Raw genomic sequence first — 16647 nt, forward strand, 5'->3', positions numbered from 1 at the left:
TGCTTACCTCAAGAGCGGCAAGAGTCTTGATGAGATCATGACGTTTCTGAATCCCTGAAGGCGTTTAGTGTAACTTTTTTGCAGAGTTCACATATAGGCGCACAGCCGGATTCCGCCGATGCGCACAGCATCCATTCCTGCCTGTCACGAGATTCCTACGATTTTATGTGTTTTATTGCGGTAATCGCCCGGAAAGCCTGCTGTGCGGAGACGGTGATTTGTCACCTTTTGTCTTCAACCACCACACAGTTGCGCTGCTGTTTTGCCTGATACAAAACCGCGTCAGCCTGATCCACGGCATCCATCAACATGCTGCTCCCATACACGCCGCCAATGCTCAGGGTCAGGGAAATCTGCGGGAACTCGGGCACGGTCACCGACTGCACGGAAGAACGGATTTCTTCCAGTTTTCTCACAAAGACATCTCTTGGAATATTCTCAAAACCAATCAGGAATTCATCACCGCCATACCGGATCACAATGTCGCTCTTGCGCACACAGCCGGTGATTGCCCGCGCTACAGCCCGCAATGCGCAATCGCCTGCCCTATGCAGCCAGTTATCATTTATCTCTTTGAAATAATCGATGTCGATCATCGCTGCCGCCTGCACGGTCAGTCCGGAAACCTGCTCATCATAATAGCGGCGGCTGGAAACTTCTGTCAGGGAGTCCTTGAACATGCGGTCATTATACCGGGTGATCCTCGAAACGAATTTATTCTTTCCTTCTGCATCAATCAGGATAGAATCATCCAGATGCAGGATTGCCTCCATAACACACGGAGCCCCATCCACCTCAAGATAATTTGCCATCATGAAGTAGATTTTCTCATCCGCAAATTCAAATTTGCAGGAACGCTTCCTGGTATGCAAAGTCCTGGATGAAATGCAGTTGGCACACCTGCCATGCTTTTTCCACAGGGCAAAGCAGTAATCTTTTGCCAGTTCTGTGGTTCCATCCGCATGGTAGATGATCTGGCGCATAGCTACAGGATTCACTATCCGCACGGTATCAAACACGGCGCGGATGCTTTCGAGCCTTGTCTTCAGCTGCGCATAGGTCAGTTGATCGGAAGGAGCGGGATCCCCATTGCCTTTCTCCGGAAGATGATCATCGGCGCGATCATCCGGGATATGATCTTCAAATTTGTACTCCCTGACTTCCGCATTCTTTATCCCGAAGGCTGCAAACTCCTCATTGCTCATACCGTGGAAGTAGGATTCGATCACCCGCGATATTCCATTGTGCGCGACAAGCAGGTATGTCTTTCCCGGCTCTTTTCGAATATCGTCAATCAGGTTGTAAATCCTTTGTGCCGTCTTCATCATGGATTCTCCGCCACCGTAACCGTCAGCGAAGTTCTCCTTTGCCCTGGCAAATTCCGCGCCGTCCCTAGCGGTTCCCTCCCATCTGCCAAAATTCTGCTCCACCAGGCGCGGCTCAATCCTCACCGGAACATCGATTCCATGCGAGATTTCCATCGCTGTATCATACGCGCGGGACAGCGGGGAGGTAAGGATCTCATCGATATGGATCTCGCCATGATCAATCTTCTCTCTTAGCATCTGCCCGGTCTTTCTTGCCTGTTCATGACCAAGCTCCGTCAACGGACTGTCCGTCGCACCACAGATTTTATTTTCAACATTCCATACCGTCTGTCCGTGACGGACAAAGTAAAAATGCCCCATCTTTTCTTAGCTCCCGTTTCTGCTTCCTCTGTTCTTCTTCCAAGCGGCTTTGAAATCAGTAATAATTATATTCTTAAACTCCCCACATGAAAAGCGGGCTTGAACCTCCATTTATATTTCCATGTGGGAAGTTTAAGTAAATAAGAGCAAATCGCCCCTGGGATTATCCCCGGAGCGGTCTGCTCTGTCTTAATAAACGGAAAATTACTGTTCTATGCTTATTTGCTGATCCTGATACAGATCATTGGTAAGTATCTCCGCCGCCCGCGCCGGAAATAATAAGGACAGGGACATCAATTTTCGTCGGATCGTAGTCTCTCATCAGGTTATGCGCCAATGTTTCATTTGTCGGCGAAAGCGCAACTGCTGCCTTATGAGTCTTTGTCGTTCGTGTCACGAGAAGATACACCGCGAACGCGGAGACAGATAAAAAGCAGCCTTCGAATGGAGAGCTGCTTTTTGTCAGTCATAGAGATTCATTTTGTTTAAGGCCTTGAGCTGATCACGCTTTGCATAAATCACATTCAGGACATAGACCCTTCCGGATACTTCATCCGGGCGATAGTAGATGGAGAAGTTCTTCGCGCTGATCTTACCGAAGGTGATCACCCGTGGACCAGACATGTTTTTCTTTTGCGGCGGTCGGCTTGTTCTGAGCCATAACGCCGACCAGCGGATGCGGTACATAAGGCTCTTCCAGATAAACAATCTCTTCCGGCGTCAGTGTAAGTTCCACCGCCTTTGCCGCGCCTTCAATATGATGAAGCTTTGTGGCGCCGACGACCGGGGACGTCACCCTGGTGAGCAGCCAGGCCAGCGACACTTCCGTCATGGTCACGCCGTGTTTATCTGCCAGTTCAGCGACTCGGGAGATGATCACATTATCCTGCGCCGCCGTTGCGTCATATTTGAATTTTGCGTAGGCATCCTCCGCGGCGCGTTTGGTGCCACCCTCACCCGGTTTTCTGGAGAGCCTGCCGCTTGCCAATGCACTGTAAGGGGTCAGTGCGATATTCTCTTCATTACAGTAGGGAACCATTTCCCGCTCTTCCTCCCGGAAGATCAGGTTGTAATGTCCCTGGATGGAGACGAACTTCACAAAGCCTTCCTTTTCCGCCAGGGCATTTGCCTTGGCGATCTGCCAGGCAAAACAATTGGAGATGCCGATATATCTGGCTTTTCCTGCCTTCACGATGCGGTTCAGACCGTCCATGATGTCTTCGATCGGTGTCTGCCAATCCCACATGTGATAGATATAGAGGTCCACATAGTCCATTACAAGATTCTGCAGGCTTGTGTTGATCATGTTTTCGATGTGCTGCTGACCACTGACGCCGTTTTCGATTTCTTCCTGTGTTCTTGGAAGAAACTTGGTAGCGACAACTACATCTTCACGCTTAGCAAAGTCCCGCAGGGCACGTCCTGTGTACTGCTCACTGGTGCCGCTCTGATAAGCGATAGCTGTGTCATAAAAGTTAACGCCCAGCTCTAGCCCGCGTTTTATGATTTCTCTGGTATGCTCCTCGTCGATGGTCCAGCTGTGCTGGCCCCGTCCGGAATCACCGAATCCCATGCATCCCATGCAGATCCGGGATACGTTTAAGTCACTGTTCCCAAGTCTTGTATATTTCATTTCGACGCTTCCAGCCACTCCGTGGATGTTTCCTCACCCGGAACTTCTATTGCCAGATGCGAGAACCAGCTGTCCTCTGCTGCGCCATGCCAATGCTTCACGCCAACAGGAATGTTTACGCAGTCACCCGGCTTCATCGCAACCGGTTCCTTGCCCCATTCCTGATACCATCCTCTGCCCCCAACACAGATCAGAATCTGGCCGCCGCCGCTTTTGGCATGATGGATATGCCAGTTGTTCTGACAGCCCGGCTCAAAGGTAACATTGTAGATTCCGATCTGCGAAGCGGAAACCGGTGCTAAAAAACTTCTGCCAGAAAAATAACGGGCATAAGCATCATTGGGCTCACCAATCGGGAAGAATAGGGACTTCTGATATTTTTCCATCTCCGTTGCCTCTGCAGGAGCTTCTTCTTTCCAGACTTCCTTCGCCTGATTAAACGCAGCCCAGGCTTTCGGCCATCCCGCATAAAAAGCCACATGCGTCAGGATCGCGGCAATTTCACTTTTCGTCACACCGTGTTCCTTAGCATTTTGAAGATGATACGTCAGTGACGAATCTGTAATACCGGATGACACCAGTGCAACTACTGTGATAATGCACCGGGTTTTCAGATCAAGATCCTGATTATTCCAGTTCTCTCCAAACAACACATCATCATTGAAATGGGCAAACTCCGGAGCAAATTCTCCCAGTCTGTCTCTTCCCGCCGTCTGAACAATCTTACCGTCCATGCTTCCGTTTCTCCTCTACTCTCTTTAAATAACTGCCTTACCAAACCGGTAAGCCTTCTCCTGAATATCAGAATTCTCCGCTGCCTCTCCCGCATCGTTCAAGCCGCCACAGAATAAAGTTCCGGCAAGTCGCGCCTTAGGAAAGCAGTCAATCCATCCCTGCAGACCGCTGACTGCCCTCTCCGGTGTACTGGATTCATCTTCTGCCGCGACGGTTAACAGATAAACATTCCGGAACTGATAATCGGAAGGATACAGCGGATTCATCCGATCAAGCAGGGTCTTCATCTGCCCGCTCAAGCCGTAATAATAAATCGGTGTTGAAAATACCAGTGTATCTGCCAGCTTTACCTTTTCCGCGATCCAGACCGCATCATCATTCAGAACGCATTTCTGCGTCTTCTGACAGACGAGGCAGCCGGTGCAGAACTTCAGGTTTTTACCTTTGAGACTGATTGTTTCCACTTCATGGCCAGCTTCCCGGATACCCTCTGTCATTTTTTCGGTTAGAAATTCTGAATTGCTCCGGCTCCTGAGACTGGTTGAAATTACAAGTATCTTACTCATGGATTGGTTCCTTTCTGATGTTGTTCTCAATCTGTCTGTATCGTTATCGTCACACCACCATTTCCAAGCAGTTCAGACAGATCTTCCTTCGTTTTGTCCGTAATTCTGCCAAGCCTTGTATAAGTCCATGAATTGGACCCATAGAAAACTACCAACTGATTTCCGGAGTAAAGAACAATATCGCCGGCAGATGTCGCTGTCTCTGCATCATCTCTTGGAAGCGATGTCCCGATCGGTCCAACCTGCTCAAAGCCGCCATACATTGACATGTGGATCTGAATTGGTTCTTTCCGGGCAAGTTCTCTCAAAGCGGTTACGGATTCATTGTCTTCCCATGTAATCCGGACAGGTGTATTTTCTATTGTCATCCTTATAGCCGCAGATTCCTCCGGCATGGATTCATCCATATGATTTTCCATCTCATCTCCAGCATTGCTTTCCGATGGAGGATCTGTTTCCTTGATGGTTTCCTCCGTATCCATTCTGAAGCCGCACCCTGAGATAAGTAACATTAAACTGAGCATTCCGGCCAATACAAATCTGTTCATTTCTTTCCGTGTGCTTCTTTTCACTCAATCGGGCTGCTTGCCATTCATCACTTTAACGAATCTTTGAAGAAATTCTCCAGCTTATCAAACGGAATCTTATCCACTTGATCATAAAGATCGATATGCTCCGCATCCGGAACAATATACAGTTCTTTCGGCTCCGCCGCCTTCTCGTACGCTTTTTCTGAGAAAGAGCGAGAATGAGCATGATCGCCTGCCACAAAGAGAATCGGACGCGGCGAAATTTCATCAATATAATCAAGGCACTTAAACTGCATCATGGCCAGATTGGAGGTAGTAGTAAAACCGCCTCTCGCATTCGGATGATGCCCCCGCGGCACTGCATAGAAGCGATTCCATTCATTGGTGATCGGATCCGTTTCCGGCAGAGCTTCCACGGAAGGATATGGCGTTTCCGGAAAACTGGGAATATATTCCGGCTGACCTTGTTCAAAGTCCGACCATCTCTGTTCGGCAAGCTGATGCTTCATCCTATCGATCTGTTCCTTCGTCAGGTTCATCATGCCGCGAACGTCGGAAATATCATACATGGAAGTCGTAGCAACCGCTTTGATACGGACATCAACTGAAGCCGCAGAGAGTGCAAATCCGCCCGATCCACAGATGCCGATCACACCGATCTTCTCCCGATCCACATAGGGAACCTTCACGCCAAGATAATCGACCGCCGCACTGAACGACTCTGCAAACAGATCCGGCGAAGAAACATTCCTTGGCTCTCCTGCGGATTCTCCCATATGTACCTGATCAAACGTCAGAACCACAAACCCGCGCTGCGCCAGTTCATTTGCATAAACACAGGGGCCCTGTTCTTTCACGCCGCCATAGGGTGCGCCGACAATCAGCGCCGGATATTTTCCGGATTCATCCAGATTCTTTGCCCGGTAAATATCTGCCGCAATAGCAATCCCATAGCGGTCATTGAAACGAACATGTTCCCTTATGACGTGTTCATTCAGTTTTGCAATATATCCGTATGCCATTTTTAATCTCCATTGTCATTCATAAGGATGCTCTGAAAATGTCTGCAATATCCTTCTCAGTCAGCGGCGCCCATGCGTTTTCAAGTCCTTCATTCTTTGCTACATGATGTGCCATCTCATCAATACGGCTCTCATCAATGCCAACTTCCTTAAGATGCATCGGGATACCGATCGATGCGAAGAACTGGTACGTTTCTTCAATCGCCCGATTTGCGATGTCAAACCGATCCAGATTCGGATCAATTCCAAAGACATTGACACCGTATTTGACAAACCGATCTACAGTCTTCTCGCTTAAGATATGCTTCATCCACCTCGGGGTAATGATCGCAAGTCCCTCCCCATGCGTAATGTCATAATATGCCGAAAGCGCATGCTCCATGCCGTGGCAGGGCCAGCCGGACGCACTGTTTCCAAGCGAATAAATCCCGTTGCATCCATACGTACAGTCAAGCATCATTTCCGCTCTTGCCGTATAGTCTTCCGGATTCTCGAGACACTTCTTCGCATTCACCATAAGGCTCTTAAGCGCCGCTTCCATAAATCCATCGTTAAGAAGCGTGGAATCCTCGCAGAAATACTGCTCCATAATGTGATTCATTGCATCCGCGCAGCCGGCAGCCGTCTGTTTTCTGGATACCGTAAATGTGTACGTCGGATCAAGGAACGAAACCGCAGGATAAAGAAGCGGATCCACATAGCCGATCTTATCGTTTGTCTCGGTTCTGGAAATCACTCCGCCGCAGTCATACTCACTTCCTGTAGCGGCAAGCGTAATAATATCTACAATCGGGAGGGCTGCCTGCGCCTTTACCTTATAGGAAATCAGATCCCACGGATCCCCGTCATACTTCGCTCCAGCTGCGATTGCCTTCGAGCAGTCGAGTACACTGCCTCCGCCAACAGAAAGGATCACATCCACATCATGTTCCTTGCAAAGCTTTACGCCGTCCAGGACACTCGGATCATACTTGGGATTTGGCTGAATTCCGGACAGCTCCACAATTTCAAAATCACTGAGAAGCGTCTTTACCTTATCATAAAGACCAATCTTCTTGATACTTCCGCCGCCGTAGGTCAGAAGAATTCTTCTCCCATATTGACGCATTACTTCGGGCAGCTGTTCCACTACCCCCTTTCCAAAAATCAGTCTGGTTGGTGTAACATAATCAAAATTCTGCATATTCATCCTCCATAAATGCATTACTTACGCTTTTTCAAATTCCGGTTTCCACTGTGCAAACTGCATAAGCTGGGCATCGGTCCTGTGATAATATCTCTCGCCCTTATCCAGCTTTGCAATCTCCACCATTTCATCATTCGTAAGTTTGAAATCGAAAATATTAAGATTGTCTCTGATATGGTCTACATTTTTGCTTCCCGGGATGACAACAAAGCCCATCTGTGTATGCCAGCGAAGGATTATCTGTGCGGGTGTCTTTCCGTACTTTTTTCCAAGTTTGGCGAAAACTGGTTCATTGATGAGGGATTTATCTCCGTGTCCCAGCGGATACCAGCTCATAAGCCTGATATTATATTTATCGAGCGTCTTACGCAGCTCTTTCTGTGTAAAATAGGGGTGCGCCTCCACCTGAACAAACTGGGGAACTACTTCCCACTTCGTCTGAAGTTCTTCTATGTACTTTCCTTCAAAATTGGAGATGCCGATGGCTTTTGCTTTGCCTTCACGGTATGCTTTTTCAAGCTGACGATATCCGGCAAGCCAGTTGCCTGCAGGCTGATGGATGTAAAGGAGATCCACATAGTCCACACCAAGGCGTTCAAGCGTCTCATCAACTGCGTTGTCATTTTCATACTCGCTTGGCCAGAGCTTGGTGGAGAGGAAAATCTCCCCACGCGATACACCACTATCGCGCATTCCGCGTCCGACAGCACGCTCATTGACATAAGCGTTTGCTGTATCAACCAGCCGATAACCCATCTTCAGGGCTTCCCGGACGCTGTTTTCTGCCTCAGCAGGTGATAACATAAATGTCCCGATTCCTACGACCGGACATTCCAGTTTGTTGTTCAGAATAATATTCTCCATAGGTAACCTCCTACAGCAAACCGTTGGACTTCAGCCAGCTCTTCATCTGAGCGTCAGCTTTATTTGCACTGCTTCCGTTGATTGACAGTCCACGTTTCACATCTGCGCCCGGGCAAAGCTTTCTGATATCTATCTCAATTTTTCTTAATATTCTCAGCATTCCATGAAAGGACACCGGTTTTCACCGCTTCCTCATATCGGGAGATCTTGTAGTTGAGCCTGTCCATAGTGGCCTGATACTTGTCTAAATTCTTCTGTACCTCCGCACGCGCTTCCATCAAAAGATCTCGTCTTGCTGCGATCGTAGAATCACCCTGCTGGAAAAGCTTTACATACTCAATCAGCATTTCCACCGGAACCCCGGCACTTCTCATACAGACAGCATTCTCAACCCATTTCAGATCTGCATCGGAATAATCTCTGATGCCGCCTTTCGTTCTTCTGACTTCCGGAATTACACCTGCGCGCTCATAGTAGCGCAGCGTGTCCGGAGAAAGATTGAATTTTTCGCAAACTTCTTTTATCGTCATCGTCATCACCCTCTTTACCGTTTGCCGCTTGCTTTGTCATCTGTAACTGGACTATATCACTTGGAGTTAACTCCAAGTCAAGTACTATTTTGAAATTCATTTCGTTGTCCTCGCAAAATCATCATTTTGCAAAATCATCTCTGCATTTCTTCTCGCCCACAAAAGAAAGCTCCCGGCTTTTTACGGTCGAGAGCCTTATGATTGCCAGAAATCATTGTGCAGCAGTAGTATCAGATGCCTCGTTTATTCCGCAAGCAACCTTAAGAATCGATATCATTTCGTCCTCATGTTTCTTATACATGGTTTCTTTCCAATATAGGCTGGCAGGTTTATCACCATTTTTCTCAGTAAGATCGCTCATGATCCGGAGTTTAATACTTCCTTTTGCTATCATCTCCCTAAACGTACTTTTCTTTGCCTCCGGAGACATATTTGAAAACTTGGCGTTGACATTTCTCTGGATGATACATAGATTTCCAAATTGGTCTACCCCATCTTTCCAGGATTCAAACGTTCCTTCTGAAGGATTTTGAGGATACCAGTGCTCCACCGAATTTCTGAATTCGAATACAAAGCTGTCGTATTTTTTTCGGTTTGCATTCCAGAGAAGGAAATCCAGGTAGTTGAAAACAATATGCGGAGTATTGACTCCCATTGCATATGTGCCGTCTTTGCATACGTTAAAGAAATTCTCTGTAACCGCCTTTTTAGCTATGCTCTCAATCGCTTCGCTATATTCGGCCATGTCATCAGGGGTCCGCACTGTGTGTTTATAGTTATCCTCAGAAAGCCACAACAAGAGCTGCGTTATCCAGTGCATAACTTTCGGTGAAGTATAGGAAACACGAAGAGCAGATTGAAGCATGATATTTGTCTTCGTTCGCCAGTCATTCGTGCTGCCCCATTCACGGAAGCGAACAAAACTGGAGTTTCGATAGTATGGTTTTTTCCTCGTCTGCTGGCCGGAAACATCCAGGCTTTTCAGGCTCCACTCTCCATCGGAATTCTCGTTTGCATACTCTCGCTTAACTATGAACTTATCAAACAAGTATCTCGTTCTTAGCAGGCAAATGATAAAAGCCTTGGAAAACTGTGCTCGATTATCAGAGATCTTTCCTTCTTCAGTAGCGCCATATTCGATAACACGAGAGAAGGTATCAACAAGTTTCTTATCATCCAATAGTTCTGCAATGATTGAAGAAGATCCGTCTTCATGCCGGATGCCCTTAATGCCGATCAACACTTTCAGTGTGTGTATTAGAAAATACGGGAATTCAATAACGCTTTCAAAGCGTACCCTGACATCGTCATCAATGAAGCCGTCATCAGAATCGACTTCAAAATTGATGTTGATGATATCCGATATTTTATGACTGATACCTTCCAACGACGCAGCTTGCATACTTGTTCTGTACGCATCCCATTTTTCAGGGGGCATACCGTTCCATTTACCGCCAAAGAGACTTTCCCGGACTGCATTATTTTTGCTGATAAAGTGCATCTGGACATATCCTGTCATATCACTACAGGCGTCCCAAATCTTTGCAAAAATATCTTTGTCCAGATCATCCGGGAGATAGCTCATGAGTGTCGCCTTCAAAATATCATGTTGCTCCAGTTGCTCCCCTCGGGTATTCATTATTTCAAAATATCGGTTCAGATCCGTGTTTTCCGGAACCTCAATCCGGTAAAGAATAACTCTCTCGAGCTTATTTAATAGATCCTGTTTACTATATTCCGGTTTATTTAATTCTTCTGTGAGAATGCTGAGCCCACGTTGAATACTCGATTCAATGCGTTCCATGTCAAGCTTGCTCCGATTCTCCAGAAGGAGCTCCTTAATGTTTTTAAGAGTATAGTTGGATTTATCTCTACAGGCAAACGTTAAGGAGTTCTTAACATCCACCCCTAAACAATTCAGAAGCAAATAGAGCGATGTCAGTCTTTGCTGGCCATCAACCACCTCAAACTTATTTCCCTGTCGTGAAACAATCAGTGTACCTATATAATAGTTTGCATCATCGGCAACATCTGAGATGTCCTCAACCAACTGGATCAGCTGCTTATCTTCCCACGCATAGGCACGCTGATAGAGCGGAATCGTATATGCAATATCGGTATCAAAGATGTTTTTCCCAGCCCCGATGATTCTGAGTTCATTTACTAATTCATGCATTTGACACCTCGGCTATTCCATTGATTTCCTTCAATTTCTGATAAAGCCAATTCCAATTAGAGCTTTGAGGAGCATCTCCTTCGCGTTTGATTCTTACTTGTAATCCTGAGATCTCACTATGCAGTCTGGCAAAGCTAATCTTGGCAAACATCGAGATAGCATTTGTGTATCGGGAATTGCTTGCATCTCCTATGGCATATTTATTAATGCTGTCGAATCCCAGGTTTTCCATGTCTATGCGGACCATGAATGCCCAAGTGAAAAGCTTCTTTACTGACATCTCATCAAAGTTGTGAAATTTATCGTAATAGCACAGCAAGGCACAATAGAAGAGATTCTTTGTGTATCGAAAACCTGTAGAACTATTCTTTTCTTCAAGAATAGCCTCAATAGATTCGAATGAGGGATTTGTAGCAATTTCCGTCTTGATATCCCCGAGAAGGAACATATAATGATCCACCATTTCAAAAAAATCATTCCCTGCAATAAAGGGCTCTGTGATCTGAAAATACGGCATAGCTTTGCTTGCACGCCGGGCATAGGTATATGCAGATCCTTCTCCGATTCCTTTATAAGTGTCGATCTCTTTGGACGTAAAGGATCGGCTTTTGATTCCGCGTGACCAATTCCAGATAGGAAAAAGATATAGATCGAAGAGTTCCCTTATCTGAGTGGTATCTTTCGCTTCCCACTTTGTAACAGCGTGTTCCATCTCATAAGGATACTTTTTCATCTCACGAAGATGGTATGCTTTTAATAGATCATGCGGATCAAGAGCCTTCCCTCTGGCATTCTGAGAATCGAAAAGCTGGAAGGCCTCTGATACCTTATCAACACAGATCACGACGACTTCCAGAATATCATCCATGGCTTTAATGAATGATTTCTTGGTTTCCTCACTTTTCAGAGAAAACCATTCTCTGATGAACATATAGTTCGTATGGATATTTCCTTGTGTGATCTTATTCGTAAAGTCCTTGTCCAGTATGCTGCAGCTAAAGCCTGGTTCAAGGTATTGCTTCAAAAGGGTGAGTGAAATGATTCTCTGTTGGCCATCAACTACATCATAAGTACCCTTCTCATTCTTGTGAACGATAATAGTTCCAATACGATATTTGAATCCCGCCCGATACCGATCCGCATCTGATATGGCATTGGAAATATCACTCAGCAGATCCTCAATGTTCTGAATAGTCCATTTATACGGACGTTGATAATCCGGAATATTCAGATCCATCTCCAGTAATTTATTAATGCTTTTAATATCAGCCATACTGCTGTATTCTTTCATAGTCAATCACCCAGGATGAGTTATAAGCTGAGAATTCCGGATTTAATCCTCAGAAGATGACCTGTAATAGTCTGGGTCCGACAAACGATACTGCATTAAGCTCTTTCTCAATCTCAAACAACCAGGCTTAAACATAGCAAAGGTTAGTCCTCCTGATAACGCTCCGCCCACAACTGGAATCGTCGAGGCAACAGTATCTGCAAAGATTTGCTTTGTCATCCGTATTCCGATAGATGTTGCTATTTTTTTGACAATAGGATAAACCGCCCCCTTCGTTAATGCTCTGTTAGCGAGATTCTTAGCAATCCGTTTCGCTAGAGCATCTGCAACTTTCTGTAAGCCAGCTGCTGCGCCTTGAACCCCAAACATTACACCGATGAAAACCAACACCTCATTCATTGTTTCAGCATCCATAGTATTTTCATTGAGTTCAAATTCCTCAAATCCATACAAATAAGCGAGTTGTTGAACCACTCGAAGAATGAATGCAAAATATGACGTGATGTCTACTGCCGCCGCCCCAACTGCTACAGCACCCCCAGGAAGACTGGCTGTAACTGATAACCCAGTTACTTTTGTCGTCTCATAGTTAATTACCTGCTTGGAAATCGTGTTCACACATTCCTTCGAAACGCCAGCTTTTGCTGGGTTACTTCGAATAGCCTCAGCAATTACGCTTTCAGAATAGTACTTAATCAGTTCCTTCCTAAGAAATTGAGCGCGGTTGATTTTAACACCAGGAGTTTTCATGGCAGTCATGAGAACTTTTTCAAAGGTTACTTCACTTTTTATCTTCTCAACAAGATCAGCCACTTTCTTATTGTCCTTTCGTAAGATACGTCTGCTATTTCACATGACCTATTTTTTACAGATCTTTTAGTTTCGTCCCATCCGCAGTCTTCCAGTCCACGTTGCCATTTGATGTGTGTCCAAGAATAACTGCCGAGGCTGCCGAAGGAGCATTAAACTCATAATCTCTGGTAAATGCTCTGTCATCAATAACACCATCCTTAATTAGGTTGTTGCGCAGTTTGTAATATGTTTTTCCCTTTGTTTCCAGCGAAGGAACAGTATGGTCGGAGATAGTTGACCCTTCCAGAACCGTGAAACCACCGGCACTGACAAATCCTTTCGCCGATGCACTAGCTCCTTTACAGTATAGATAAACCGTATCGTCGGAGGCCTTCGGAACCGGCACAAGGACTTTATACCCCAGTGTATTGATAAGGATTTTCACATTATCAATGAATTCCTCCATTGTTGCGATCTGAGCTTCCTTAAGGACCGTATTCTTATACGTGTTCTTGGTCAAGATCGCATACCGACCACAGTCTTTTGCAATCTCTACAAAACGGTTTTCAAGATAGCGGATAAGGGCCTTGTTCAGATCCCTGCCAACAAAGATCACCGCCGTATTCCAGTAATACTTCTCCTTGCCAGACTGGTAGTCACGGAGATGTTGAGCGAGACGGTCCAGAACATTTTCTGCCTCGCCAATATAAACGGAGTCCGTTCCATCATCTTCCTGACAGATCAGAAAATACACGCCAACACCCTTTATATCATCTCGGTCACAGGAGGCAACCTCCGTCCTGGGGATCTTAATTGCCTTTCCGTTCCAGTTGGATAACTCTGCTGTAATGAGGCTGTCAGCCGTTCCATTCACAAGAAATAATTCAATCGCTTTTCCGTATGCCATATCTATCACCCTTCTGCAGAATCATCATGCTTCTTTCCATATTCTACACTCGGTTCTGCCACCATGCTCAGTGTCGGCAGTCAAGTCCAAATGAGCTCTTGGCTCTTTTATTTTTTCAATTTACACCATTATAAGGGCATTACCCAACATGTTGAAGATCATAAGCGAATAAAAGCAATTTTTCAAAAAACCTTTGAATTCTGGATGAAATAGAGGTATAACTAAAACACAACGAGTAGCACAACTGCGTAAATCCAGTTGAGGCGACTCGTTTTTTTGATTTTCAAAAGAGGATCATCCAATGAAATGAGTGAAGGCCGCTTGTATCTGTCAGACCCTTCACTTTATTTTAAAGGAAGGTCTTGGATAAGGCTGCGCAGGATAATCTGTCAAGGAAGAGGTGAAAAAATATGTGATCTCTCTTGAAAAGAGCCGGATAAAATATCGGATCGTGAGTGAGGAAACACAAAATGACGATTCTGTGATGATTAAGATCATCAAGCAGTACAACACCAGTCCTGTCGGCGACGATCTGGACTAAAAAAATGAATAACAAAGGATAAACAGCGCGTAGCCATTGGCATAAATCCAGCAGATGACCACACGCTGTTTACTTATGGGAAAGAGAGAACAAAATGGAAGAAACAAACAGTCAGTTTTTAGGGGAGGCACCTGTCGTAGGCTTAATGCGCAAGTATGCCATCCCCTGCATCATTTCCCTACTGGTAGGGGCGCTTTATAATATTGTCGACCAGATATTTATCGCAAACGCTACGTATCTGGGGTCTTATGGAAATGCTGCCAACACGGTTGTCTTTCCTCTGACCGTCATTGCACTGGCCATTGCAGTAATGATCGGTGATGGTTGCTGTGCTTTTGTCAGTCTGAGCCTTGGAAGAAAAAAACGGAGGCGGCAAAGAAGAGTGTGGGCAATGCGATCATCATGGTTGTTGCCAGCAGCCTGGTTCTGACAATTCTATATCTGCTATTTATGAATCAGATTCTGGCAATGTTCGGAGGAACTGTTAATGCAGAGACCTTTCAGCATTCCAGGGAATATTTTTTCTACATAGCATTAGGCGTCCCATTTTACATGTTTGGACAGTCTCTGAATCCGATCATCCGCTCCGATGGGAGCCCTAAATTTGCCATGGCTTCCACTCTGGCAGGCGCTGTGCTGAATATTATTCTGGATCCTATATTCATCTTCATTTTCCAATGGGGCATGATGGGTGCTGCTGTCGCGACTGTAATTGGACAGATTGCAACGGCTATTCTTGCTGTCTGGTATATTCTGCATATGAAGCTCGTAAAACCTTCAAAGAAGGATTTTAAACTGAATGGGAGTATCTGCAGAAAAGTATTCATGCTTGGCATCACAAGTTTTCTATCGCAGATATCCCTGGTTGCGGCAATGGCTGCGATCAACAATATGATCCGCAAATATGGGGCATTGGATGCGGTATTCGGACAGGAAGAGTATGCGCAGATCCCGATGGCTGTTGTCGGAATTGTTATGAAATTCTTCCAGATCATTATCTCCATTGTTATAGGGATGGCAGCGGGCTGCATTCCTGTCGTGGGATATAACATGGGCGCAGGCAAAAAGAACAGGGTGCGGGAATTATTTACAAAGCTTCTTGTTGCAGAAGCGCTTGTCGGCTGCCTGTCATTGTTCATTGTTGAGCTGTTCACTCTTCAGTTGATCGGCATCTTTGGCGCGGCCAATGAGAGTTCTTATTACACGGATTTTGCGCTGAAGGCCTTCCGGATCTATCTTTGCATGATCGTTCTTGCTTGTGTGAATAAGGCCTGCTTTATTTTCCTTCAGGCCATGGGAAAAGCAATGGAATCCACGATGCTGTCTATGGTTCGTGAGATCGTGTTCGGTGTCGGATTTGCGCTGCTGCTTCCATTATATTTTGGACTGGATGGTGTACTGTATTCCATGCCGTTATCAGATAGTTTGACTTTCATCATTACACTGTTCCTGATAACGGCAACGTATCGCGAATTAAGACAGGGGGTGCCGGTAAATGATTAACAGAGTGATTACGATCAGCCGTGAGTTCGGAAGTGGTGGACGAACCATTGGCAGGAAGGTTGCCGAAAGACTTGGTATTCCGTGTTATGACGCGGAACTCATTCAGAAGATATCAGAGGAAAGCGGTTATTCAACGGAGTATCTTCAGCAGGAAGGAGAAGGCTCTTCTCATGGACTTCTTTCAACAATGTTTGCAGATCGGTCATTTGGGCCGACCAACCAGGACATCATCTGGGAGATTCAAAGCCGGGTGATCACAGAACTTGCGGAGAAAAATTCCTGTGTCATTGTTGGCCGCTGTGCAGATTTTGTCCTTCGGGACAAGGCGGACTGTCTGAATGTTTTCATTCATGCAAGTATGGAGAAACGGGCAGAACGAATTGTTCATGAATATGGGGAGAGGTCGCAGACGCCTGAACAGAGACTTCGAGAAAAAGACAAACGCAGGGCTGCCTACCATCGTTTCTATACCGATATGAAGTGGGGACACGCACAGAATTATCATGTCTGCCTGGACAGCGGTGAATTGGGAATTGAACCCTGTGTGAACATCATTGTGAGCCTTTATTGAGTACGGGATTATAGGAGGGGATAACGTATAATAAGTTTCGCAAATTCAATTGAATAAAAATAGACATAGTCTATTGCCATCGGTAAAATTAAGTTACCACACAAAATCCACC

At 45.8% G+C, this 16647-nt stretch carries 16 protein-coding genes and 2 pseudogenes; 3 read left to right on the top strand and 15 right to left on the bottom strand.

The window, feature by feature from the left end:
* Nucleotides 1–221 precede the first annotated feature (221 nt).
* The 15 genes and pseudogenes from ISF27_RS13570 to ISF27_RS12805 form a co-directional block, all read right to left on the bottom strand.
* The gene (locus ISF27_RS13570) at nucleotides 222–983 is read right to left on the bottom strand and encodes a GGDEF domain-containing protein (protein WP_328701634.1); all 762 of its coding nucleotides are present in this window, start codon (nucleotides 981–983) and stop codon (nucleotides 222–224) included.
* 159 nt (nucleotides 984–1142) lie between these two features.
* Nucleotides 1143–1688 (bottom strand): annotated as a pseudogene (locus ISF27_RS13410) (histidine phosphatase family protein); the annotation flags it as partial.
* A gap of 462 nt (nucleotides 1689–2150) precedes the next feature.
* Nucleotides 2151–2297, bottom strand: coding sequence for a hypothetical protein (locus tag ISF27_RS12745; protein ID WP_194611877.1), 147 nt, complete (start codon nucleotides 2295–2297; stop codon nucleotides 2151–2153).
* Nucleotides 2281–3321 carry an aldo/keto reductase gene (locus ISF27_RS12750; protein ID WP_194611864.1) on the bottom strand — a complete coding sequence of 347 codons (1041 nt, stop codon included), beginning with the start codon at nucleotides 3319–3321 and terminating at the stop codon, nucleotides 2281–2283. The genes ISF27_RS12745 and ISF27_RS12750 overlap by 17 nt, the downstream gene beginning before the upstream one ends.
* Nucleotides 3318–4055 carry a carboxymuconolactone decarboxylase family protein gene (locus ISF27_RS12755; RefSeq protein ID WP_194611865.1) on the bottom strand — a complete coding sequence of 246 codons (738 nt, stop codon included), beginning with the start codon at nucleotides 4053–4055 and terminating at the stop codon, nucleotides 3318–3320. Before ISF27_RS12755 ends, ISF27_RS12750 begins: the two co-directional genes overlap by 4 nt.
* A gap of 24 nt (nucleotides 4056–4079) precedes the next feature.
* Nucleotides 4080–4652: a flavodoxin family protein gene (locus ISF27_RS12760; protein WP_328701630.1), complete on the bottom strand. Its 573-nt coding sequence runs from the start codon at nucleotides 4650–4652 to the stop codon at nucleotides 4080–4082.
* Nucleotides 4649–5194 (bottom strand): cyclophilin-like fold protein, encoded by a 546-nt coding sequence (locus ISF27_RS12765; protein ID WP_328701631.1) that lies wholly within the window; start codon nucleotides 5192–5194, stop codon nucleotides 4649–4651. Before ISF27_RS12765 ends, ISF27_RS12760 begins: the two co-directional genes overlap by 4 nt.
* 23 nt (nucleotides 5195–5217) lie before the next feature.
* The gene (locus ISF27_RS12770; RefSeq protein WP_194611866.1) at nucleotides 5218–6174 is read right to left on the bottom strand and encodes an alpha/beta hydrolase; all 957 of its coding nucleotides are present in this window, start codon (nucleotides 6172–6174) and stop codon (nucleotides 5218–5220) included.
* Between the two features lie 19 nt (nucleotides 6175–6193).
* Nucleotides 6194–7357 carry an iron-containing alcohol dehydrogenase gene (locus ISF27_RS12775; protein WP_194611867.1) on the bottom strand — a complete coding sequence of 388 codons (1164 nt, stop codon included), beginning with the start codon at nucleotides 7355–7357 and terminating at the stop codon, nucleotides 6194–6196.
* Between the two features lie 24 nt (nucleotides 7358–7381).
* A complete protein-coding gene (locus ISF27_RS12780; RefSeq protein ID WP_194611868.1) occupies nucleotides 7382–8224 on the bottom strand; it encodes an aldo/keto reductase in 843 nt (280 codons plus the stop codon).
* A gap of 134 nt (nucleotides 8225–8358) precedes the next feature.
* Nucleotides 8359–8760: a MerR family transcriptional regulator gene (locus tag ISF27_RS12785; protein WP_456236844.1), complete on the bottom strand. Its 402-nt coding sequence runs from the start codon at nucleotides 8758–8760 to the stop codon at nucleotides 8359–8361.
* Nucleotides 8761–8965: 205 nt separating this feature from the next.
* Nucleotides 8966–10930, bottom strand: a complete 1965-nt coding sequence (locus tag ISF27_RS12790; protein WP_194611869.1) for a GmrSD restriction endonuclease domain-containing protein — start codon at nucleotides 10928–10930, stop codon at nucleotides 8966–8968.
* On the bottom strand, nucleotides 10923–12221 hold the full coding sequence (locus ISF27_RS12795; RefSeq protein WP_235986433.1) for a DUF262 domain-containing protein: 1299 nt from the start codon (nucleotides 12219–12221) through the stop codon (nucleotides 10923–10925). Before ISF27_RS12795 ends, ISF27_RS12790 begins: the two co-directional genes overlap by 8 nt.
* Nucleotides 12222–12263: 42 nt before the next feature.
* A complete protein-coding gene (locus tag ISF27_RS12800; protein ID WP_194611870.1) occupies nucleotides 12264–13034 on the bottom strand; it encodes a hypothetical protein in 771 nt (256 codons plus the stop codon).
* A 52-nt stretch (nucleotides 13035–13086) separates the two neighbouring features.
* Nucleotides 13087–13920 (bottom strand): GIY-YIG nuclease family protein, encoded by an 834-nt coding sequence (locus ISF27_RS12805; protein ID WP_194611871.1) that lies wholly within the window; start codon nucleotides 13918–13920, stop codon nucleotides 13087–13089.
* Between the two features lie 400 nt (nucleotides 13921–14320).
* Here ISF27_RS12805 and ISF27_RS13575 point away from each other — a divergent pair, with 400 nt between their 5' ends.
* The 3 genes and pseudogenes from ISF27_RS13575 (at nucleotide 14321) to ISF27_RS12820 (ending at nucleotide 16535) form a co-directional block, all read left to right on the top strand.
* Nucleotides 14321–14461 carry a hypothetical protein gene (locus ISF27_RS13575; protein WP_328701632.1) on the top strand — a complete coding sequence of 47 codons (141 nt, stop codon included), beginning with the start codon at nucleotides 14321–14323 and terminating at the stop codon, nucleotides 14459–14461.
* 94 nt (nucleotides 14462–14555) lie between these two features.
* Nucleotides 14556–15964 (top strand): annotated as a pseudogene (locus ISF27_RS12815) (MATE family efflux transporter).
* A complete protein-coding gene (locus tag ISF27_RS12820; RefSeq protein ID WP_194611872.1) occupies nucleotides 15957–16535 on the top strand; it encodes a cytidylate kinase-like family protein in 579 nt (192 codons plus the stop codon). Before ISF27_RS12815 ends, ISF27_RS12820 begins: the two are co-directional and overlap by 8 nt.
* Nucleotides 16536–16647: the final 112 nt, after the last annotated feature.

The sequence above is a fragment of the Clostridium vitabionis genome, from assembly GCF_015351765.1.
GTDB lineage: Bacteria > Bacillota > Clostridia > Lachnospirales > Lachnospiraceae > Clostridium_R > Clostridium_R vitabionis.